The sequence below is a fragment of the Kitasatospora sp. NPDC048298 genome (assembly GCF_043201465.1).
Taxonomy (GTDB): Bacteria; Actinomycetota; Actinomycetes; order Streptomycetales; family Streptomycetaceae; genus Kitasatospora.
Genome location: NZ_JBICYZ010000062.1, coordinates 1 through 20,557, shown reverse-complemented (window position 1 = coordinate 20,557; position 20,557 = coordinate 1). Strand labels below are relative to the sequence as shown.

The 20,557-nt window shown below is 71.5% G+C and carries 20 protein-coding genes; 6 read left to right on the top strand and 14 right to left on the bottom strand.

Annotated elements, in window-relative coordinates:
• Positions 1-7 precede the first annotated feature (7 nt).
• From ACGF0D_RS33605 to ACGF0D_RS33590, 4 genes are all read right to left on the bottom strand, one after another.
• Positions 8-1,582 (bottom strand): SCO6880 family protein, encoded by a 1,575-nt coding sequence (locus ACGF0D_RS33605; RefSeq protein ID WP_392882642.1) that lies wholly within the window; start codon positions 1,580-1,582, stop codon positions 8-10.
• A 7-nt stretch (positions 1,583-1,589) separates the two neighbouring features.
• Positions 1,590-2,636, bottom strand: coding sequence for a hypothetical protein (locus ACGF0D_RS33600; RefSeq protein WP_392882645.1), 1,047 nt, complete (start codon positions 2,634-2,636; stop codon positions 1,590-1,592).
• A 226-nt stretch (positions 2,637-2,862) separates the two neighbouring features.
• Positions 2,863-3,666, bottom strand: a complete 804-nt coding sequence (locus tag ACGF0D_RS33595; protein ID WP_392882647.1) for a hypothetical protein — start codon at positions 3,664-3,666, stop codon at positions 2,863-2,865.
• 167 nt (positions 3,667-3,833) lie between these two features.
• Positions 3,834-4,184, bottom strand: a complete 351-nt coding sequence (locus ACGF0D_RS33590) for a hypothetical protein (protein ID WP_224284734.1) — start codon at positions 4,182-4,184, stop codon at positions 3,834-3,836.
• A 248-nt stretch (positions 4,185-4,432) separates the two neighbouring features.
• On the opposite strand from ACGF0D_RS33590, the gene ACGF0D_RS33585 reads away from it, so the two are divergent.
• Both ACGF0D_RS33585 and ACGF0D_RS33580 read left to right on the top strand, forming a co-directional pair.
• A complete protein-coding gene (locus ACGF0D_RS33585; RefSeq protein WP_392922707.1) occupies positions 4,433-5,617 on the top strand; it encodes an NlpC/P60 family protein in 1,185 nt (394 codons plus the stop codon).
• Positions 5,618-5,810: 193 nt separating this feature from the next.
• Entirely contained in the window at positions 5,811-6,533 is a 723-nt protein-coding gene (locus ACGF0D_RS33580) for a phosphatase PAP2 family protein (RefSeq protein WP_392882652.1), read from the top strand.
• 87 nt (positions 6,534-6,620) lie between these two features.
• On the opposite strand, the gene ACGF0D_RS33575 is transcribed toward ACGF0D_RS33580, so the two are convergent.
• Complete coding sequence (locus ACGF0D_RS33575; protein WP_392882654.1) at positions 6,621-6,836, bottom strand: hypothetical protein; 216 nt, start codon at positions 6,834-6,836, stop codon at positions 6,621-6,623.
• 160 nt (positions 6,837-6,996) lie between these two features.
• On the opposite strand from ACGF0D_RS33575, the gene ACGF0D_RS33570 reads away from it, so the two are divergent.
• Together ACGF0D_RS33570 and ACGF0D_RS33565 are read left to right on the top strand one after the other, a co-directional pair.
• The gene (locus ACGF0D_RS33570) at positions 6,997-7,896 is read left to right on the top strand and encodes a hypothetical protein (RefSeq protein WP_392922705.1); all 900 of its coding nucleotides are present in this window, start codon (positions 6,997-6,999) and stop codon (positions 7,894-7,896) included.
• 217 nt (positions 7,897-8,113) lie between these two features.
• Positions 8,114-8,302, top strand: a complete 189-nt coding sequence (locus ACGF0D_RS33565) for a hypothetical protein (protein WP_363394422.1) — start codon at positions 8,114-8,116, stop codon at positions 8,300-8,302.
• A gap of 36 nt (positions 8,303-8,338) precedes the next feature.
• Here ACGF0D_RS33565 and ACGF0D_RS33560 read toward each other — a convergent pair whose 3' ends face one another.
• The gene (locus ACGF0D_RS33560) at positions 8,339-8,707 is read right to left on the bottom strand and encodes a metal-sensitive transcriptional regulator (RefSeq protein ID WP_392882659.1); all 369 of its coding nucleotides are present in this window, start codon (positions 8,705-8,707) and stop codon (positions 8,339-8,341) included.
• Positions 8,708-9,066: 359 nt separating this feature from the next.
• Between ACGF0D_RS33560 and ACGF0D_RS33555 the strand changes: the two genes are divergently transcribed.
• Together ACGF0D_RS33555 and ACGF0D_RS33550 are read left to right on the top strand one after the other, a co-directional pair.
• A complete protein-coding gene (locus ACGF0D_RS33555; protein ID WP_031064133.1) occupies positions 9,067-9,687 on the top strand; it encodes a DUF47 domain-containing protein in 621 nt (206 codons plus the stop codon).
• Positions 9,688-9,692: 5 nt separating this feature from the next.
• Positions 9,693-10,688 (top strand): anion permease, encoded by a 996-nt coding sequence (locus ACGF0D_RS33550; RefSeq protein ID WP_392882662.1) that lies wholly within the window; start codon positions 9,693-9,695, stop codon positions 10,686-10,688.
• A 151-nt stretch (positions 10,689-10,839) separates the two neighbouring features.
• Here the strand turns inward: ACGF0D_RS33550 and pstB are convergent, their stop codons facing one another.
• The 8 genes from pstB to mshD all read right to left on the bottom strand — a co-directional run bounded on the left by pstB (position 10,840) and on the right by mshD (position 20,445).
• Complete coding sequence (pstB, locus tag ACGF0D_RS33545; protein WP_392922703.1) at positions 10,840-11,616, bottom strand: phosphate ABC transporter ATP-binding protein PstB; 777 nt, start codon at positions 11,614-11,616, stop codon at positions 10,840-10,842.
• Positions 11,617-11,658: 42 nt separating this feature from the next.
• Positions 11,659-12,729 (bottom strand): phosphate ABC transporter permease PstA, encoded by a 1,071-nt coding sequence (pstA, locus tag ACGF0D_RS33540; RefSeq protein WP_392922701.1) that lies wholly within the window; start codon positions 12,727-12,729, stop codon positions 11,659-11,661.
• Positions 12,726-13,703 carry a phosphate ABC transporter permease subunit PstC gene (gene pstC / locus ACGF0D_RS33535; protein WP_392922699.1) on the bottom strand — a complete coding sequence of 326 codons (978 nt, stop codon included), beginning with the start codon at positions 13,701-13,703 and terminating at the stop codon, positions 12,726-12,728. The genes pstA and pstC overlap by 4 nt, the downstream gene beginning before the upstream one ends.
• A gap of 151 nt (positions 13,704-13,854) precedes the next feature.
• Complete coding sequence (gene pstS, locus ACGF0D_RS33530) at positions 13,855-14,991, bottom strand: phosphate ABC transporter substrate-binding protein PstS (protein ID WP_392922698.1); 1,137 nt, start codon at positions 14,989-14,991, stop codon at positions 13,855-13,857.
• A 244-nt stretch (positions 14,992-15,235) separates the two neighbouring features.
• A complete protein-coding gene (locus tag ACGF0D_RS33525) occupies positions 15,236-15,679 on the bottom strand; it encodes an NUDIX hydrolase (RefSeq protein ID WP_392922753.1) in 444 nt (147 codons plus the stop codon).
• Between the two features lie 67 nt (positions 15,680-15,746).
• A complete protein-coding gene (locus ACGF0D_RS33520; protein ID WP_392922696.1) occupies positions 15,747-16,835 on the bottom strand; it encodes a CHAD domain-containing protein in 1,089 nt (362 codons plus the stop codon).
• Positions 16,836-16,948: 113 nt separating this feature from the next.
• Complete coding sequence (locus ACGF0D_RS33515) at positions 16,949-19,126, bottom strand: RNA degradosome polyphosphate kinase (protein ID WP_392922750.1); 2,178 nt, start codon at positions 19,124-19,126, stop codon at positions 16,949-16,951.
• Positions 19,127-19,434: 308 nt separating this feature from the next.
• Complete coding sequence (gene mshD, locus ACGF0D_RS33510) at positions 19,435-20,445, bottom strand: mycothiol synthase (RefSeq protein WP_392922694.1); 1,011 nt, start codon at positions 20,443-20,445, stop codon at positions 19,435-19,437.
• Positions 20,446-20,557 lie beyond the last annotated feature (112 nt).

Here is a 20,557-nt window from a genome sequence, read left to right as displayed (position 1 = left end):
GCCGTGCTCAGCGGCGGATGCCGGTGGCGAACGGAAGCGTGTTGACGAAGGCCCGGTGGTGCTCGCGGTCGCACCACTCCAGCTTGAGGTAGCTCTTGCCGGCCGAGGCCCGGATGGTCCGCTTGTCGCGGGCCAGCGCGTCGGGGTTGCGCGAGGAGACCGTGATGTAGCCGACCAGGTTCACCCCGGCCGCGCCGGAGGCCAGGTCGTCACCGCGCTGGTCCACCCGGCCGGTGTGGGCCAGGTCGCGCGGGTCGACCGTGCGGTTCATCTTGGCCGCACGGCTGGCCTCGGCCTCGTCGTTGGTCTTCTCGGTCAGCATCCGCTCGATCGCGACGTCCGTGGGCTCCAGGTCCATCGTCACCGCGACCGTCCGGATCACGTCCGGGGTGTGCACCAGCAGCGGCGCCAGGAAGTTGACGCCCACCGGGGTGAGCGGCCACTCCTTGATCCACGCGGTGGCGTGGCACCACGGCTCCCGGGTCGCCGACTCGCGGGTCTTCGCCTGCAGGTACTGCGGCTGGGTCGCGTCCAGCTCGGCCGGCCAGGCGTTGCGCCGGGACATCGCCTGGATGTGGTCGATCGGGTGGTCCGGGTCGTACATCGAGTGCAGCAGCGAGGAGAGCCGGGCCTGACCCAGCGGCTGACGCACCCGGATGTCCGCCTCGGCCAGCCGGGCGCAGATGTCGGTCAGCTCGCGCGCCATCACGGCCGCCAGTCCCTCGTCGTCCCGCGCCCGCCGCCCGGTGGCCGTCCGGCCCATCGCGTGCGCCTCGGCGGCCAGGTCCCGGGTGTAGTGCATGCAGGCCACCAGGTACGCCCGGTGCTGCTCCGAGGAGGTCGACACCATCGACTGCAGCTGGTCGTACGAGTCCTGCAGCCAGCGCGCCGACGACGGGTCGCCGCGCCGCTCGACGTCCTTGGCGTGCGCGTCCGGATCGGCCGGCAGGGTCCGGGCCAGGATCTGCAGCCGCGTCACGAAGCCGTCCCCGTTGGCGACGTGCTTCAACAGCGTCCCGAACCGGTCGACCAGGGCCTCCTGGTCCTCCGAGTCACGCAGGCCGACGCCCGGTCCCTCGATCTCGATCGCGGCCGTCACCGTCCGACGCTCCAGGTGCATCAGCACCCCGACCTCGTCCGGCCCGAACGGCGCCGTCAGCCAGCGCAGCCGCCCCACCCCCGGCGGCGGGCCGACCTCCACCTCCCGGCCGTCCAGCCGGGTACCGGCGTCCATCACGTCCGAGCGCCACACCGCCCGCCCGCTGCGGACCGTCCGGCGGTAGGTGCGGTTGATCTCCACCCACTTGTAGAACGTCCGCTTGCGGTACGGCACGTACACCGCCGCGATGGCGAGCGCCGGCAGGCCGACCAACCCGCCGATCCGCAGCGGCAGGATCGGCATCAACAGGCCCCAGAGCATGCCGAGGAAGGCCCCGAGGATGATCAGCATGATCTCGCCGGACTCCCGGTTCCGGCCGATCGGCGCGTTCGGGCGGGCCTTGCCGATCAGGTAGGTGCGGCGCTGGTGCACGTACGGCTGGGCGTACTGGGCACCGTACTGGCCCAGCGGTTCGCTGCTCACTTACCCGTCACCCTCCCTTCGCTGGATTGCTGTCGCGGATCGGAACCGAAGCCTGCGGCGGCCCGCCCTGCGGCGGTGGCGTCGGCGTCCGGCCGGCGTGGGCGGCGATGCCCGGCGCGACCGAACCGCCGCCCGCACCCCCGCCGCCACCCGTACCCGCCGCCTGCGGACCACGGTCGCCGTGAGTCGTGATGCCCTGCTTCATCAGGTTCGCGGTGCCGTTGATCATCGCCGAACCGGCCTGCACGGCGTTGGCCCGGGCCCCGCGCATGTTCAGCATCTCGTCGCCGAAGCCCGGCACGAAGCGGTAGACCGAGGCACTCGCGAAGATCGACAGGAACAGGATCGCCAGCCCCGACAACACCCGGGCGAAGTCGTCGTCGGCCCCGGACCCGGTCGCCACCGCGCCCGCCAGCCCCAGGATGACCACGATGATCGGCTTCGCCAGGTCCACCGCCAGCATCACCCCCGCCCAGCGCCGTACGTGCTTCCACAACTGCCGGTCCACCAGCCCCGCGTACACCGCCGTACCCAACAGCGCGCCGACGTACAGCATCGCCGCCCGGATCAGCAGCTCGATCCAGAGCACCGCCGCCGCCAGCACCGCGACCAGCGACACGATCACCAGGATCAGCGGACCACCACCCACGTCGCCCTTCTCCAGCGTGTCGGCGAACCCCCCCAGGTACGACCCGGTGTCCGTCTTCGTCCCGACCGCGATCGCCTTGGTCAAACCGTCCGTCACACTCACCACGGTGAACAGGATCAACGGCGTGAACGCGGACGCCACCACCGTCAACCACAGGAAACCGATCGCCTCCGAGAACGCCGTCGTCAGCGGCGCCCCCCGCACCGCCCGCTTCGTCACCGCCAGCAGCCACAGCACCAACGTGATCACCGTCGACACGGCGAACACCACGGCGTACTGCTGCAGGAACGACGCATTGGTGAAGTCCACCTGCGTCGTCCCGTCGATCGCCCCCGACAACTTCCGCACCACCCACGCCGCGGCCTGCGCACAGCTCTTGGCCAACGACCCGAGCGGATCGGTCACAGTCCCGACGGTGCCGCTCCCGGGGATGACGACCGCTCCCCCGGGAGCACAGCCCGCGTCACTGCCAGGGATCGGGAGATCGACCTTTTGACAAGTGGGAGTGGCTGTCGGCGACGGCTCTGCGAACACCCGCTGGGCCGTCGACAGCGCCGCCACCTGCACGGTGGCCAGCACACCGGCAAGGGTGCCCACGCGGCGCCGTGCGCCGGAAGTGTGTGAGGTCTGGTCAGCGCGCAAAGCGGAACCCCCCGAACTGCTGGACGGCGCCGGTGATCTCATCGGCGGTGGCGGCCTGCTGGTCTGCGGGCACCGGCGCGGGGCCCTGCCTGCTGGTGAAGTCGGTGAGCTTCCAGTCGCTGCCCGTCCAGTGCAGCGAGAGCGTGAGGGTGAACCAGTTGGTGGTCACCGGCTGGACAGAGCGCTCGCCGGCGAGGCCGGTGAGGCCGGTGCACCACACCTCGACCTTGGCGTCGCCCTCGTTGTAGCCCGTCGACTTGGCGCCGACCGGGACGGTGCGGCTGACGAAGGTGAGGCCCTTGGGTGCGCGGCCCTGGGAGTCGAGGCCGTAGCGGGTGACGGTGTCGCCGCCGAAGCCCTGGTCCAGTCGACTCTGGAGCCCCGCCAGTGCGCCCGGGTCGGCGATGGTGGCGACGATGCCGTGCCGGCTGTCGGTGCGGAACATGTCCGCGGAGCCGATCGCCACCGCGTAGTTGGTGGCGGCCGACTGGGCGCCGGGCTCGGTGTGCGGGTAGCCGGTCGGGATGCCGTTGACGGTGGTGCCGACGGGCTGGTCGCCGCTGGGGGCGGGGCCGGCACCGGCGTCGGCGCGGTCGGCGGAGGGGCCGCCGCCTCCGGTGCCGGATGTAACGCGGTTGGCGATGGCGACGGCCACCACGAGCAGGGTGACGACGACCAGGACGGCCAGCAGGGCGCGCAGCGGTCGGGCCTGACGGGGGTTCGGCTGGGCGGAGGACTGTTCGCCGACCGGCAGGCGCGTGCGGGTGCGCGGCTGGTCGTCGGACAACGGCACGGCGGCCCTCCAAGTGCGGGGAGCCGGGGCGGCTCCGGGGGGCCTCCGCCCGGGGGCGGGCGCGGGCGGAGGGCGGGGACGGGGGTGGACTCCTGGCGGGCCGGCCGTCGGAGGGGGTCCGGACGGGGCCCCGGCCTCAGGCAGGTCGGACTACTGCTGTCCGATCGTCAGATCGCCATGCCGTAGACAATGGTGAACAGAGTGCCGAGTGATCCGATGATGAACACGCCGGTCAGGCCGGCGACGATCAGCCCCTTGCCCTGTTCGGCGCCGAAGCTGTCGCGCATCGCGGTCGCTCCGATCCGCTGCTTGGCCGCACCCCAGACCGCGAGGCCGAGGCAGATGAGGATGGCGACGGCCATGATGACCTCGACCATCACCCGCGCCTCCGACCCGAGGCTCGCGAACGGCCCCCAGTCCGGCGCGATTCCGCCGATGATGGTGTCGATGTTCGGCTTCTTGGGGGGGTCCTCGGCCAGGTGGCCGACCGCATTGGTGTGCACGCTGCTCAGGTTCATTTCCATCTCACCGCCCGATCAGGCAAATTCAAGGGCCCGGACCCGGCCCGCGCGAAGGGTCGGTACCTATTCTTGGCCAGATCTGATGTCGACTTGGCTACTTCTCGCGAATTGGTCGTGAGGCATCGGGCACGTACGCGAGGATGTACACCGTACGAAGGATAGCGCTCACTGTTCGTATCTCTGATGATTGCGGTGAGCAACGCCTTCCGGGACACTTCGACTGACGATTCGTCGGGATGGTGCTGATGGTACTCCGGAAGGCCGGTACGGCCGCCGCCGCTGCGGGAGTTGTTGGTTTCGGGTTCATCGGGCTGGTGACGATGGGGACTTTTGCGGCAAGTGGGACGCCGCAACAGTCGGCGAATCGTTCCGCCTTGTCCCCCGGAACGGTCCCCGCGGCCTACCAGGATCCGATCCAGCGGTGGGGCTCGCTCTGCCCGGAGATCTCCCCGCCGATGCTCGCGGCGCAGTTGTACCAGGAGAGCGGTTTCGACCCCAGGGCGCGGTCCGGGGTCGGGGCGCAGGGAATGGCCCAGTTCATGCCTGGCACCTGGCCCAGTTACGCCACCGACGGCAACGGGGACGGCAAGGCGGACGTCTGGGATCCGCTGGACGCGATCGCCTCGGCGGCGACCTACGACTGCGCGATCGCCAAGGAGGTCGCGAAGGTTCCCGGCGACCCGCAGGCCAACGTGCTGGCCGCCTACAACGCCGGCGAGGGCGCGGTCATCAAGTACAACGGGGTCCCGCCGTACAAGGAGACCCAGGGCTACGTGCGGAACATCCAGGCGATGGCCCGCAGCTTCGCCGCGCCGGCCTCGCCGACCGCTCCGCTGGAGGTGTCCCCGCAGTCGTCGGCCGCGATCTACTTCGCGCAGACCAAGCTCGGCACCCCGTACCTGTGGGGCGGTGAGGGCCTGCCCTCGCAGAACGGGCGGTTCGACTGCTCGGGCCTGACCCAGGCCGCGTTCGCCAGTGTGGGCATCACCCTGCCCCGGGTGGCCAACGACCAGTGGTACGCCGGGCCGCACCCGTCGCGCGATCAGCTGCGGCCGGGCGACCTGGTGTTCTGGGCGACGGACCTGAGCGATCCGCGGAGCATCCACCACGTCGGGATCTACGTCGGCGGCGGGTACATGATCAACGCGCCGCACACCGGTGCGGTGATCCGCTACGACAAGATCGACACCAGGGAGTACATCGGCGCGACCCGGGTCACCTCGGACGGCGCCCAGGCGCTGCCGACCCGCAACGACGACGGCGCGGTCAACGCCCCGAGCCGGCCGGGCGGAACGGAGCCCACCGCCCCGGCGAGGAACCAGGGCGGCGCGCAGGGCGGCGCCGCCGCGGCCCCGGCGGCCCCCGCACGGTCGGCGGTCGCGGCGCCGCCCGCGCCGGCCGGGCCGAGCCCCGCCGGGTCGGGACGATAGGCCCGGTGCGGCGGGGACGGCCGGGACCTGTGTGCGCACTGTGGACGCTGAGTCAAGTTTCGATAACCGCGCGTTTCCGTGGAACGCTGTGCCCCGGAAATGACGTTTCCTCCGGTGGCCCCTCGTCAGCACCCCGCACCGGGCGGGCCCCGGCCACGACGACCAGGTGCAGCGGACCAGAAGGAGGTGCGGCGTGTCGACGCCGCTTGCCGACACGACCAACCCCGACCTCGACCTGCTCTACGCCGTCAACGGCCTGGCCAAGCGCTCCCCGCAGTGGCTGGACCACCTGGTCTCGTGGATCGGCGAGTACGGCATCCTGATCGGCCTGGCGATGCTCGGTCTGGTGGCCTGGCTCCAGGCCAGGCGTCGTCCGGACGCGCCGGTGGCGATGGCCGGGCTGCTCTGGGTGCCGCTCTCGGTGGCCGTCGCCGAGCTGGCCAACCTCCCGATCGCCGCGATCGTGAACCGCCCGCGCCCCTTCGTCGACCATCCGGGGCTGCTGGTGCTGGTGGACGGCAAGGCCGGCACCCACTCCTTCGTCAGCGACCACTCGACCATGACCATGGGCGTGGCGGTGGCGCTGTTCCTGGTGAACCGCAGGCTCGGCTGGATCGCCGGCGGGCTGGCGCTCCTCCAGGGCTTCTGCCGGATGTTCATGGGCGTCCACTACCCGACCGACGTGATCGGCGGTTTCGCGCTCGCGGTCGCCGTGGTGCTGCTGCTGGCGCCGATCGCGATGGCGGTGCTGGTGCCGTTCTGCCACGCACTGAGCCGGACGGCGGTCGCCCCGCTGATCCGGGCGCCCGAGCGCGGCGGAGCGGCCCGCGGCGGGGTCGCCGCGCGCGGGCGTCGGCGCGGTCGCGGGGCGGTGCGGACCGGGGAGCAGCCGCCGGAGTCCGACCTCGCGGCCTGACCTCGCGGCCGCCCCTCCCGCGGCCCCGCGGGGGTGCCAGGGGTCCGGCCCCGGATCAGTCCGACTCCGGATCAGTCCGGCTCCGGATCAGTCCGGCTCGGCACCGTTCGCCGCATCGTTCCCGGCACCGTTCTCGGCGAGGTGGTCGGCTCCCTCGCGGCGGGCCAGGTCGCGGGAGCGGCGGGCCGGGGCGTACCAGCCACAGCTGCAGGTCGCGAAGGCGAAGGAGCCGCGCTCGCTGATCGCGAGGCGGTGTTCGGGCATCCGGGCGGCGCCGGGGGCGACCGGCAGCTCACTGTGCACGTCGCTCACCGTAACGCGCCACGGGCCCCGGCGCGAAGCTCCCGTCACACCGGCCGCCGTAACCCTTTGCCTCCCAACTCGTTTGCCCGGAAAGAGCTCTGCCCACCCGGTGGTGGCCGGCGGGGCAGTCGGGCCTGAGGGGGTTGTCGCGAGGATGAAGATGACCGACCAGCAGCGCACCGGACGGTCGGCACGCCGTCCGGGTCCGCACCTGCGCGCGGCGGCCGGGGCCGCCCTGCTCGCCGCCGCACTGGCGGCGGGGGCCGCCGGCTGCTCCGGCGGCTCCGTCGACGGCTCCTCCGACCAGCAGTCGGGCGCCCCCGACCAGCTCGCCGCGGACGCGCTGACGGCGGTGCGCAACGCCGCCGACATCACCGGTCGCACCGGTTCCGCGCACACCGCGACGGAGCTGGTCACCGAGTCCGCCGAGAAGAAGGCCTCGTTCAGCGGCACCGGCGGCTACGACTACGTCAAGCGGATCGGCCGGCTGGAGGTCCAGGTGCCGCCGGGCGCGGCGACCACCGGGAAGATCGTCGAGGTGGTCCTGCCGGGCACCGTCTACCTCCAGAACAGCGGCGCCAAGGTCCCCGAGGGCAAGTGGGTCAAGCTGGACGTGCGCCAGCTGCCGGACGGCAACCTGGTCAGCAGCGGCGCCACCGACCCGGCCTCGGCGGCGGGGGCGCTGCGCGGGGCCCAGAAGGCGGAGGCGGTGGGCACCGAGACCGTCGACGGGGTCGCGCTGCACCACTACCGGGGCACTCTGGACCTGGCGAAGGCGGCCGACGCGACCGGCGGCCGCGGCGGTGACGGCCTGCGGATGGGCGGGCAGACCTTCACCGTCAAGGAGGTCCCGTACGACGCCTGGCTGGACGACCAGGGCCGGCTGCGCAAGGTGGTCGAGGTGTTCACCTTCGCCGGGGTGGCCGGGTCGAAGGAGGCCAAGGACCAGGTGAAGGTGACGTCGACGACCTCGCTGACGGACTTCGGCAAGCCGGTGGAGGCGGCCGAGCCCTCGGCCTCGGACATCTACCAGATGAAGCCCACGGAGAGCCCGAAGTAGGGCGGGTCGGACACGCCCCGGGTCGCCGGGGCAGCGCTCCGGCGCCGGGGCGAGACGGGGTGCCACCGGGGCGGGTGGCCGTCCGGGGAGCGACGGCCACCCGTTTCGGCGGCGCCGAGATGGCCCGTCCGTGCCATGTGGACGGGCCCCGAAGTGCCTAGGCTGGACTCCGGGTGGCTGCCGCCCGGGCTGGCGAGGCACTGAAGGGGTGGTGCAGGTGGTGTCGTCCACGGGTGGCCGCAGCGGCGGCCACGACGACGCGGCCCTCGACGAGATCGATCTGGCCGGCGAGCTGATGATCGCCGCGACGGCCAGTTCCGGCGACCGGCTGCCGACCGAGCGGATCGACGAGGTGCTGCTGGACCGGGCCGAGCCCGGGCAGGCCGACCGGGAGGCCGACGGCTAGCGGGCGCCCGGGGGCGACGCGCCCCCGGGGCCACGCTCAGCTGCGCAGCAGGCGGCTGATCGCGGCGGTGGCCTCCGCGACCTTGGCGTCGAGCTCGGTGCCGCCCTCCTCGGCGGCCGCGGCGACACAGTGCCGCAGGTGCTCCTCCAGCAGGGAGAGCGCGAAGGACTGCAGCGCCTTGGTGCTGGCCGAGACCTGGGTGAGCACGTCGATGCAGTAGACGTCCTCGTCGACCATGCGCTGCAGGCCGCGGATCTGGCCCTCGATCCGGCGCAGCCGCTTGAGGTGGGCGTCCTTCTGCGCGCTGTAGCCGTGCGGGCCGTGGTGCCCCGTCGGAGCGTGGTCGGCGTGCGGGTCGGTCCCCTGCGCCTGCTCCGGCTCGGTGCGCGCTTGCGTCGTGGTCATCGGCCCCGCCTTCGTCTCAGTGCCTGGTGGCTGCGTCGGCCACCAGTGTCCAACACCGGGGCCTTCCGTGGTGTTCCGACGGCCGACCCGGCATGTGCCACGGGGCTCGGGAGGGGGTGCCCGCCGGTTCGCCCGTCTGGGCGGCGACCCGGTCTTCCGTGCGCACGACGGGGACAATCCGGTCGAGGTTCCGTCAGACTGAGGGTTCGAGTCCACGTGTGGTGGTGCGGCCCGGACAGCCGGTGCGACCGTCGAACGGAAGGGGAGGTTCCGGCTCCTGCCCCGACACCCCGCTTGCGTGATTGCGCTTGGTTGCACCTAGCATCGTTCAGTCCCTACCCCGCACATCGGAGATTTCCGTGCGTTTTAGCCTGACCCCGAAGGAGACGAGCTTCTACGACATGTTCGCCGCCGCGGCGGAGAACCTCGTCGTCGGATCGAAGCTCCTCTTGGAGCTGCTGGGATCAGACGTGTCGGCCCGTGCGGAGATCGTCGAGCGCATGCGCGCCGCCGAACACGCCGGGGACGACACCACCCATGCCGTCTTCCACCAGCTGAACTCGTCCTTCATCACGCCCTTCGACCGCGAGGACATCTACAGCCTCGCCTCGTCGCTGGACGACATCATGGACTTCATGGAGGAGGCCGTCGACCTGGTCGTCCTCTACGACATCCAGACCCTGCCGAAGGGCATCGAGCAGCAGATCGAGGTGCTGGCGCGCGCCGCGGAACTCACCGCCGAGGCGATGCCGAACCTGCGCAGCATGTCCAACCTGACCGAGTACTGGATCGAGGTCAACCGGCTGGAGAACCAGGCCGACCAGATCCACCGCAAGCTGCTCGCCCACCTGTTCTCCGGTCAGTACGACGCCATCGAGGTCCTCAAGCTCAAGCAGATCGTGGACGTCCTTGAGGAGGCGGCGGACGCGTTCGAGCACGTCGCCAACACGGTGGAGACCATCGCCGTCAAGGAGTCCTGACCCCCGTGGACATGGCAGCACTCATCGCCGTCGTCGGCGTTGCGTTCTTCTTCACGTACACCAACGGCTTCCACGACTCGGCGAACGCGATCGCCACCTCGGTCTCCACCCGGGCGCTCACCCCGCGGGCGGCGCTGGCGATGGCCGCGGTGATGAACCTGGCCGGCGCGTTCCTCGGCAGCGGCGTGGCGCACACCGTCTCCAAGGGGATCATCGAGACCCCCACCGGCGACCAGGGGATGGTGATCCTGTTCGCGGCCCTGGTCGGGGCGATCGCCTGGAACCTGGTCACCTGGTACTTCGGCCTCCCGTCCTCCTCCTCGCACGCGCTGTTCGGCGGCATGGTGGGCGCGGCGCTGGCCGGCGGCGTCGACGTGATCTGGGGCGGCGTCCTCGACAAGATCATCATCCCGATGATCGTCTCGCCGGTGGTCGGCCTGGTCGGCGGCTTCCTGGTGATGCTGGCGATCCTGTGGATCTTCCGCCGGGCCAACCCGCACCGGGCGAAGCGCAACTTCCGGGTCGCCCAGACCGCCTCGGCCGCCGCGATGGCCCTGGCGCACGGCCTCCAGGACGCCCAGAAGACCATGGGCATCGTGGTCCTGGCCCTGACCATCTCCGGCCACCAGTCCGGCAACGGGATCCCGGTCTGGGTGAAGATCTCCTGCGCGACCATGCTGTCGCTGGGCACCTACGCGGGTGGCTGGCGGATCATGCGCACGCTCGGCCGCAAGATCATCGAGCTGGACCCGCCGCAGGGCTTCGCGGCCGAGGCCACCTCCGCGACGGTCATGTACATCACGTCGTTCGTCTTCAAGGCGCCGATCTCCACCACCCACGTGATCACCGCGGCGATCATGGGCGCGGGGGCCACCAAGCGGATCCGCGCGGTGCGCTGGGGCGTCGCGAAGAACATCGTGCTCGGCTGGTTCATCACGATGCCGGCGGCCGCCATCGTCGCAGCGCTGGTGTACTGGTTCGTCCACCTGTTCTGGGGCTGACGCCCCGGCAGGACGCGTGAACGGACAGGGCCCGCCCCCACATCTCGGGGGCGGGCCCTTTTCCATGTCCCGCGGCGGCACCGCCATGCAGCACCACGGGACAGCTCGGGTCCGTCGCGCTCCCCGTGCCGGGGGCGCGACGGGGTCCGGTCTAGCCGAAGCGGCCGGAGATGTAGTCCTCGGTCGCCTGGACCTGCGGGTTGGAGAAGATCCGCTGGGTGTCGTCCAGCTCGATCAGCTTGCCCGGCTGGCCGACGCCGGCCAGGTTGAAGAAGGCGGTGCGGTCGCTGACGCGGGCCGCCTGCTGCATGTTGTGGGTCACGATGACGATGGTGAACTGCTCCTTCAGCTCGCCGATCAGGTCCTCGATGGCGAGGGTGGAGATCGGGTCGAGCGCGGAGCAGGGCTCGTCCATCAGCAGGACCTGGGGCTCGACCGCGATGGCGCGGGCGATGCACAGGCGCTGCTGCTGACCGCCGGAGAGGCCGGCCCCCGGCTTGTTCAGCCGGTTGTGGACCTCCTTCCAGAGGTTGGCGCCCTTCAGCGAGTGCTCCACCACCTCGTCCAGCACGGACTTCTTCTTCACGCCGGCGAGCCGCAGGCCCGCGACCACGTTGTCGTAGATCGACATGGTCGGGAACGGGTTCGGGCGCTGGAAGACCATGCCGATCGAGCGGCGCACGGCGACCGGGTCGACGTTGGAGGCGTACAGGTTCTCGTCGTCCAGGAGGACCTTGCCCTCGACCCGGGCGCCGGGGATCACCTCGTGCATCCGGTTGAGGGTCCGCAGGAAGGTGGACTTGCCGCAGCCGGAGGGGCCGATGAAGGCGGTCACCGAGCGGGGTTCGATGCTCATCGAGATGTCCTCGATGGCCTTGGTGGAGCCGTAGTAGGCCGACAGTCCGCTGACGTCGATGCGCTTGGCCATGATCGTTGCTTCTCTCGTCTGTCTCGTACGTCAGTCGGTCGCTCAGTGCCCGCCCTTGGGCGAGCGCCAGCGTGCGATGCCCCGGGCGATGAGGTTGAGCCCCATCACGAAGGCGATCAGCACCAGCGCCGCACCCCAGGCACGGGCGTAGCCGAAGTCGTTGTTGACCTGCGAGTACTGCGTCCAGATGTACATCGGCAGGGACTGCTGCGGCCCGTCGAACGGGTTGCTGTTGATGTAGTCGGCGCCGAACACCAGCATCATCACCGGGGCGGTCTCGCCCGTGATGCGGGCGACCGCGAGCATCACACCGGTGGTGATGCCGCCGATCGCGGTGGGGAGGACGATCCGCAGGATGGTCTTCCACTTCGGCACGCCGAGCGCGTAGGAGGCCTCGCGCAGCTCGTTCGGGACGAGCTTCAGCATCTCCTCGGTGGACCGGACCACGACCGGGATCATCAGGATCGCCAGCGCGAGGCTGCCCGAGAAACCGGAGTAGCCGAAGCCCAGGGCGAGGTTCCAGAGCGAGAGGACGAACAGACCCGCGACGATCGACGGGATGCCCGTCATGACGTCGACGAAGAAGGTGACCGCCTTGGCGAGCTTGCCGCGGCCGTACTCGACCAGGTAGACGGCGGTCAGCAGACCGATCGGGGCGGCCATCGCGGTGGCCAGGCCGACCTGCTCCAGGGTGCCGATCAGCGCGTGGTAGATGCCACCGCCGGGACCGGACTGGATCACGCCCTTCATCGAGTGGCTCAGGAAGTTCCCGTTGACCACCTCGATGCCCTGCTGGACGGTGTAGACCGTCAGGGCGACCAGCGGGATGACCGCCAGGATGAAGGCGACCCAGACCACCGAGGTGGCGACCCGGTCCTTGGCCTGCCGGCGGCCCTCGACCCGGGCCGCGAGGCCGTAGGTGACCAGGACGAAGAGCAGGGCCGAGATCAGGCCCCACTGGATGTGGCTGGCCAGTCCGGCGACCGCGCCGATCCCGCAGCCGAGGGCGATCGAGCCGGCCGCGATGGCGGCCGGGGCCCACTTGGGCAGTCGGTTGGTGGTCAGCGGACGGGCGACGGGCCGGGCGTCCTCGACGACGACGGTGGCGGTCATGCGTTGGCCCCCGAGTACTCCTTGCGGCGGGCGATGATCATTCGCGCGGCGCCGTTCACCAGCAGGGTGATGACGAACAGGACGAGGCCGGAGGCCATCAGCGCGTCGCGGCCGTTGGTGCCGGCCTCGTTGAACTTCAGCGCGATGTTCTGGGCGAAGGTTCCGCCCCCGGCGTCCAGGATGTGCAGCGACAGGACGTTGCTGGCGGAGAGCACGATCGCGACCGCGATGGTCTCGCCGAGCGCGCGGCCGAGGCCGAGCATCGAGGCCGAGATGATGCCGGGGCGGCCGAACGGCAGCACCGAGGTGCGGATCATCTCCCAGCGGGTCGCGCCGAGCGCGAGCGCCGCCTCCTCGTGCATCCGCGGCACCTGGCGGAACACCTCGCGGGAAACCGCGGTGATGATCGGCAGGATCATGATCGCCAGCAGGATGCCGACGGTGAACAGGTTGCGCGGGGTGCCGGTCCGGGTCTGGTCGAAGATGTACGTCCAGCCCAGGTACTCGTTGAGCCAGCTGGTCAGGCCGTCCAGGTGCGGCACCAGGAAGAGCGCGCCCCACAGGCCGTAGACGACGCTGGGGACGGCGGCGAGCAGGTCGACCAGGTAGGCGAACGGCTGGGCGATCCGGCGCGGCGCGTAGTGCGAGATGAACAGCGCGATCCCGATGGCGACCGGGACGGCGATGGCCATCGCGATGACGGCGCTGACGATGGTGCCGAAGGCCAGGACGGCGATGCCGAAGACGGGCTTCGGGGCGTCCGGCGTCCACTCGAAGGTGGTGAGGAAGTTGCCCTCGTTGGTGCTCAGGGCCAGCGCCGACCGCCAGGTCAGGAACGCGGCGATCGCGGCCATGATGACCAGCAGCAGGATGCCCGAGCCCCGGGCGAGGTTCATGAAGATCTTGTCGCCGACCCGGCTGTCGCGCGGTCGGCGTTCCCTGCCTCGCGGGGCGGCAGGGGAGGATGAAGTCATTGGTCTACTCCGGTCTGGTGGCGCCGCCCCGGAAGGGGGACGGCACCATGGCGGCGGTGCCCCGGACGTGGTGCTGGGTGTGGTGCGTTCCGGTGGGGGCGGCCCCGGCCCCCCTCGCTCACGGGGCCGCCCCACCGGGGGTCCTGTCGGGTCAGGCCAGGGTGGTGATGACGCCGTTGACCTTGTCGGTCACGGCCTTCGGCAGCGGGACGTAGCCCTTCTCGCCGATGGCCTTCTGGCCCGCGTCGCTGGCCGTGTAGGTCAGGAAGGACTTCAGGGTGTCGAGGGTGTCGGCCTTGTTGCCCTTGTCGCAGACGATCTCGTACGTGATCAGGACCAGCGGGTAGGAACCCTCTTCCTTGGTCGCGTAGTCGAGCTTCAGCGCGAGGTCGCTGCCGGTGCCGGCGGCCTGGGCCTTGCCGATGGTGGAGGCTGCGTTCTCGGCGGTGGCCTCGACCGGCTTGGAGGCGCCGGTGTTGATCGCGGCGCTCTTCAGGCTGTTGGTCTGGGCGTAGGCCAGCTCGACGTAGCTGATCGAGTTCTTGACCTGCTTGACCTGGGCCGAGACGCCGGCGCTGCCGTTGGCCGACTGGCCGCCCTTGCCCGCCCAGGCCTTGCCGGCCGGGTAGGACCAGGCGCCGCCGCCGGCGGCGGCGAAGTACTTGGTCAGGTTCTCGGTGGTGCCGGCGTCGTCCGAGCGGTGGAAGGTCTGGATGTCCGCGTCCGGCAGCTTGGCGCCCGGGTTCAGGGCGGCGATCGCCGGGTCGTTCCACTTGGTGATCTGCGAGTCGAAGATCTTGGCGGCGGTCGGGCCGTCCAGGACCAGCTTGTCGACGCCGTCGACGTTGTAGACCAGCGAGATCAGACCGCCGACCATCGGCAGGTCGATGCCCTGGCCGCCGGTGCAGACCGCCTTGGAGGCGTCGACCTCGGCCGGCTTGAGGGCCGAGTCGGAGCCGGCGAACTGGATCTTGCCCTGGTTGAACTGCTGGATGCCGGCACCGGAGCCGCCACCCTGGTAGTTGATCGTGGTCCCGGAGCAGGCGGCGGCGAAGCTGGTCTTCCAGACGTCCATCGCGGCGCCCTGGGCGGTCGAACCGGCGGAGATCAGCGAACCGGGCTTGCCACAGTTGATCGCGCCGGCGGCCGCGGCGGAGCCGCTGGAGCCGCCGGAGGCGGTCGTGTTGTTGTTGTCGTCCGACCCGCAGGCAGCGAGCGACAGCGAGCTGACGAGCGCCATGGCACCGATCGCGAGGGCCTTGGAGCGGCCGTTCCGCTGGAGCTTCACAGGGGTGTCCCTTTCTGTGGCATTGCCCTCTGCGCAGGCCGTACGCGTACGGCCCAGCGCGGGTTCTGCTGTGGTCCGGGGCCCGTTCGGCCCTCCGGTGGTCCCGAAGTTAGGCCGGGTAAGTGACACGACAGCCGGTCACAAGTGAACGGAGAGTGAACCTCGAAGGGATGACAGGAAACTACGCCAGGTAGTAACGGTTGCGTCACGGCAAGGGCGCGGGGAGATCACTTCCACCGTTCCTTCACCGTTGCGGCCCCTCCGCCCGCACCGGCTCCGCCCCCAGGACCGCCAGCAGGGCGTCGACCAGCACCCGGTCGTGGTCGTGGGTGAGCCGGGCACGGGCCTTCCCGGCCGGCAGCCACTCCAGCCGGTCCACCTCCCGGTTGGGCCGGAACGACCCGCTCGACGGCACCGCCGCCCAGTAGCGGACCTCCTTCGGACGGCCCTGCACCCGGTAGTGCCGGGTGGGCAGCTCCGGGCCCAGCAGGCAGCCGAACCCGGTCTCCTCCCGGACCTCGCGCAGCGCCGCCTCGACCACGCCCTCGCCGGGTTCGAGCTTGCCCTTCGGCAGGCTCCAGTCGTCGTACTTGGGCCGGTGGATCACCGCGATCCGCGGCCGCCCCAGCCGGCCGCTCTTCTTCGGCCGCCCCGGCAGCCACAGCACCGCACCCGCCGCCAGCACCACCGGGGCGTGCTCCGCCCCGCTCCCGGCCCGGGCCGCCGCCCGTCCGGTGCCCGGGCGCTCGCCCACCTCAGACCGTCCCGGGCACGCCCGGGTGCCCCCAGGCGTCGGCCGGCACGAGCTCCAGCCAGCCGTCCGGGCCGGGCGGCAGGTCGGGCCAGCGGCGGCCGACGGCGTACCGCGCCGACTCCACCTCCAGCCGCTGGTCGGCGTGCACCACGCCCAGCACGTACGCGGTCGCCGGGGTGATCCGCGGGGTGCGCGCCGCGGTGGCGGCGGTGACGGCGGCGTCCGCCGCCTCCTGCTGCCGGGCCAGCACCAGGTCCAGCTCGTCCAGCTCGGAGGACGAGCGGCCGCACACCTCCAGCGCGTACCGGGCCCGCTTCACCAGGATCCGCAGCCGGGACCAGGGCGCGTCGTCGGCCGCCAGCGCGGTGTCCGCGTCCGTCGCCCCGCGGGACGCCGGCACCGTGCCCAGCCGGCGCAGCCCGTCCCCGCCGTACGGCGTCGCGGCCCGCTGCAGCGGCAGCTGCTGGGCTCCCGCGGACAGCGCGGCGAACGCGGCGGCGGCCTGCGGCAGCAGCACCGCCGGGGCCCGGCCGCCCGCCGACTCCAGCAGCGGCGCCTCGCCGACCAGCAGGGTCATCCGGTCCGCCAGCGCGTGCAGCCGGGCGGAGCGGAGCTCCTGGAGCACCGTGGAGTGCGCCCTGGTCCGGGCCAGGGTCAGCTGCCGGTCCAGCAGCGCCCGCGCCTTGGGGGCGCCGGCGTGGCCGGCCAGCATGCCCGTCCCGCCCGGATCGGTGGCGCTCAGCGAGTCCAGCGCGCCCAGCAGCCGGGCCGAGCGGCGGACGTAACCGGGCTCCAGCGCGAGCAGGTTGAGCAGCCAGCGCAGCTCGGTGCGCGACTCCTGCGCCCAGGTCTGCTCGAAGAGCGAACCGAAGGTGTGCAGCAGCCCGCCGACCCGCCGGACGGCCCGCAGCAGGTCCGAGGTGCCGGCCGACGGGACGATCGAGGCCGCCCCGGGTCTGGCACCGACCTCGCCCACCGCCAGCGGCAGCGCGCGCAGGAAGGCGCCGGCCTGGGCGGTGAGGTGGCGGGAAAGGATGTCCCCGGCGGTCGCTGTGGAGGCCGCCTGGGCCGTCATCGGCGCTTCGGTCATGGCGTGGTAGATCCCCGTTCCCCCGGGGTGGTCCCGGAGCTGGTGGCCGACCGCCGGGGCGACTGTGCCCTCTCGTGGGCCACTGCCCCGGCGGCTTCGCATCAGTGGACGCGTCAGCGCGAGGTGGCGGCCCGGCGGCGCTGGCGTGAGTCGATCAGCAGGTCCTGGACGTGTCGCAGCGGCCGGTCCTCGGCGTCCTGGGATCGGCGGGCCCACGCGCCGTCCGGCCCCAGGTGCCAGGACTCGGTCTCGTCCGACACCCCGAGGTCGATCAGCCCGGACAGCTCGGCGCGGTGCGCCGGATCGGTGATCCGCAGCAGCGCCTCGATCCGGCGGTCCAGGTTGCGGTGCATCATGTCGGCGCTGCCGATCCAGACCTCCGGATCGCCGTTGTTGCCGAACACGAAGATCCGGGAGTGCTCCAGGAAGCGGCCCAGGATGCTGCGGACCCGGATGTTCTCGCTCAGCCCCGGCACGCCCGGGCGGATCGCGCAGATCCCGCGCACCCAGACGTCCACCGGCACCCCGGCCTGGGAGGCCCGGTACAGCGCGTCGATCACGGCCTCGTCGACGATCGAGTTGACCTTGAGCTTCACGTAGGCCGGGCGGCCGTCCTTGTGGTGCGCGATCTCGTTGTGGATCCGCGAGACCAGCCCGTCGCGCAGACCGCGCGGGGCGGTCAGCAGGCGGCGGTAGGACTCGCGGCGCGAGTAGCCGGAGAGCCGGTTGAACAGGTCCGAGAGGTCCGCACCGACCTGCGGGTCGGAGGTGAGCAGGCCGAGGTCCTCGTACAGCCGGGCCGTCTTCGGGTGGTAGTTGCCGGTGCCGACGTGCGAGTAGCGGCGCAGGGTGTCGCCCTCCTGCCGGACCACCAGCGAGAGCTTGCAGTGGGTCTTCAGCCCGACCAGGCCGTACACCACGTGACAGCCGGCCTCCTCCAGCTTGCGGGCCCACTTGATGTTGGCCTGCTCGTCGAAGCGCGCCTTGATCTCGACCAGCACCAGCACCTGCTTGCCGGACTCGGCCGCGTCGATCAGCGCGTCGACGATCGGCGAGTCGCCGGAGGTGCGGTACAGGGTCTGCTTGATCGCCAGCACGTCCGGGTCGGCGGCGGCCTGCTCCAGGAAGGCCTGCACCGAGGTGGAGAAGCTGTCGTACGGGTGGTGCAGCAGGACGTCGCGCTCACGCATCGCGGCGAAGATGTCCGGCTGGGAGGCCGACTCGACGTCGGTCAGCCCGCGGGCCGTGCCGGCCACGAACTTCGGGTACTTGAGCTCGGGGCGGTCCAGGTCGGCGATCCCGAACAGCCCGGTCAGGTCCAGCGGCCCGGGCAGCGGGAAGACCTCCGCCTCGGTGATGTTCAGCTCCCGCACCAGCAGGTCCAGGATGTACGGGTCGATCGACTCCTCGACCTCCAGCCGGACCGGCGGGCCGAAGCGCCGCCGCATCAGCTCCTTCTCCAGGGCCTTGAGGATGTTCTCGGTGTCGTCCTCCTCCACCTCCAGGTCCTCGTTGCGGGTGACGCGGAAGGCGTGGTGGGCCAGCACCTCCATCCCCGGGAAGAGCTCCTCCAGGTGGGCGCCCATGACGTCCTCGAGCGGGACGTACCGCTGGGGCGAGGCCTCCAGGAAGCGGGCCAGCGACTGCGGCACCTTGACGCGCGCGAAGTGCTTGTGCCCGGAGACCGGGTTGCGCACCACGACGGCCAGGTTGAGCGAGAGCCCCGATATGTACGGGAAGGGGTGCGCCGGGTCGACGGCCAGCGGGGTCAGGACCGGGAAGATCTTCTGGCGGAACAGCGTGTGCAGCCGGGCCTGCTCCTTCTCGGCCAGCTCGGACCAGCGGACCACCTCGATGCCCTCGGTGGCGAGGTCCGGCAGCACCTCCTGCTGGAAGGCGGCGGCGTGGCGGGCCATCAGCTCGCGCGAGCGGGTCCAGATCAGGTCCAGCACCTCGCGCGGCTGGAGGCCTGACGCGCTGCGCTGGGCGACGCCGGTGGCGATCCGGCGCTTGAGGCCGGCCACCCGGACCATGAAGAACTCGTCCAGGTTGCTGGCGAAGATCGCCAGGAACTTCGCCCGCTCCAGCAGCGGGATACCCGGATCCTCGGCCAGCTCCAGGACCCGCTCGTTGAACGCGAGCCAACTGCGCTCGCGGTCCAGGAAGCGGCCCTGCGGCAACGCTTCGAACTCCTCTTCGTCCGTGGCCGGCAGCTCCGGCGGAACACCCAGCGCACCGGACATCCGGGCCGTAGGCGACAGCGGGGCAGAGACGGGGCGGGGGATGCTCATGAGCTCCAGCTCCTCCAGCAGCAGGACGGCGTCCGGACGCGAATGGCTCTGCGGGCCGTCGCCCTCGCCCCGGGCCGGACCCGGGGACAGCACCCACCCTCCGGGTGCGGTCCGTACAGGACCGGCCGGCGCGTGGCGGTCGACTCTGCACGAGCGAGACACTACGGACTTCATCCTGTGATCTTCGCGGCAGCAATTGAATCCACGGTAAACACCGCATGGCCAGGAGGAAAGCTGAGTCGGTCGGGGCAAGAGGCGTCGCCGTCCCGTCCCTCGCCCGCGACCGCTCGGGGGGCCGTCCCCAGCGCTCAGGACGGCCGGTTCGCCCGGTACCGGGCTCGGTACATGAGGTCCACCTCGTGAACGGCGAACCCCAATCGTTCGTATACCCGCACGGCGGCCGGATTGTCAGCGTCGACGTAGAGGAGAACGGTGTCCAGCCCGCGCTCGCCCGGACCGGTGCCGGTCAGGTGGCGCAGGCCCGCCGCGGTCAGCGCCCGGCCGAGGCCGCTGCCCTGCTCGGCCGGGTCCACCCCGACCACGTACACCTCGCCGAGCTCGGGCTCGGTGGCGCTCGCCGGGTGCACCTTCGTCCAGTGGAAGCCGACCACCTTGCCGTCACGGGTGGCGAGGAAGAAGCCGGCCGGGTCGAACCAGGGCTCGGCGATCCGCTCGGCCAGGTCCTGCTCGGTCCAGGAGCCCTGCTCCGGGTGGTGGGCGAAGGCCAGGGCGTTCAGCCGCAGCCACTCGGCGTCGTCCTCCCCGGGACGGAACGTGCGGAGCTCGATGCCCCCGGGGACGGCCACCTCCTCGGTCTGCCGGCCGGTGCGGCGCATCTGCCGCAGCTCGCGGACCAGCTCGGCGCCGTACGCCTCGGCAAGGTGCCGGGCCGCCGGGTGGCCGCCGTGCACCCAGAAGTCCACCGCGTCGTGCCCCGCCCGGTGGGCCTGCGCCAGAACGGTGTCCACCAGCGGGCGGGCCAGGCCACGACCGCGGGCGGCCGGGTCGACCACCAGCTCGGCGGCGGGGTTCGCGGCGGGGTTCTCCGGCACTTCGAGCTGGCCGTAGCCGAGGACGGCTGGGTTCTTCTCCTCGGTCCCGGTGCCGGCCTCGGCCTCGGCCTGGGTCGAGGTCTCGGTCTCGACGAGGTGGATGACGCCCGGGCGCGGAGTCTCCGCGTTCCGCAGCCGGAGCCGGCCCTGCTCGGACACTGCTGCCCGACCGTCCACCGCCTGGGCCTCCGCCAGAACACGCAGAGCACCGTCGCGCTGCTCGGGCCGGAGCACATCGTTCGCCATGACCGCTGTCTGATCGTCCATGCACCGACGATACGTCACCGGAAATGCGAAAAGCCCCTGATCCGAATGGATCAGGGGCTTTTCAGAAGAATTGTTCGGCGGCGTCCTACTCTCCCACAGGGTCCCCCCTGCA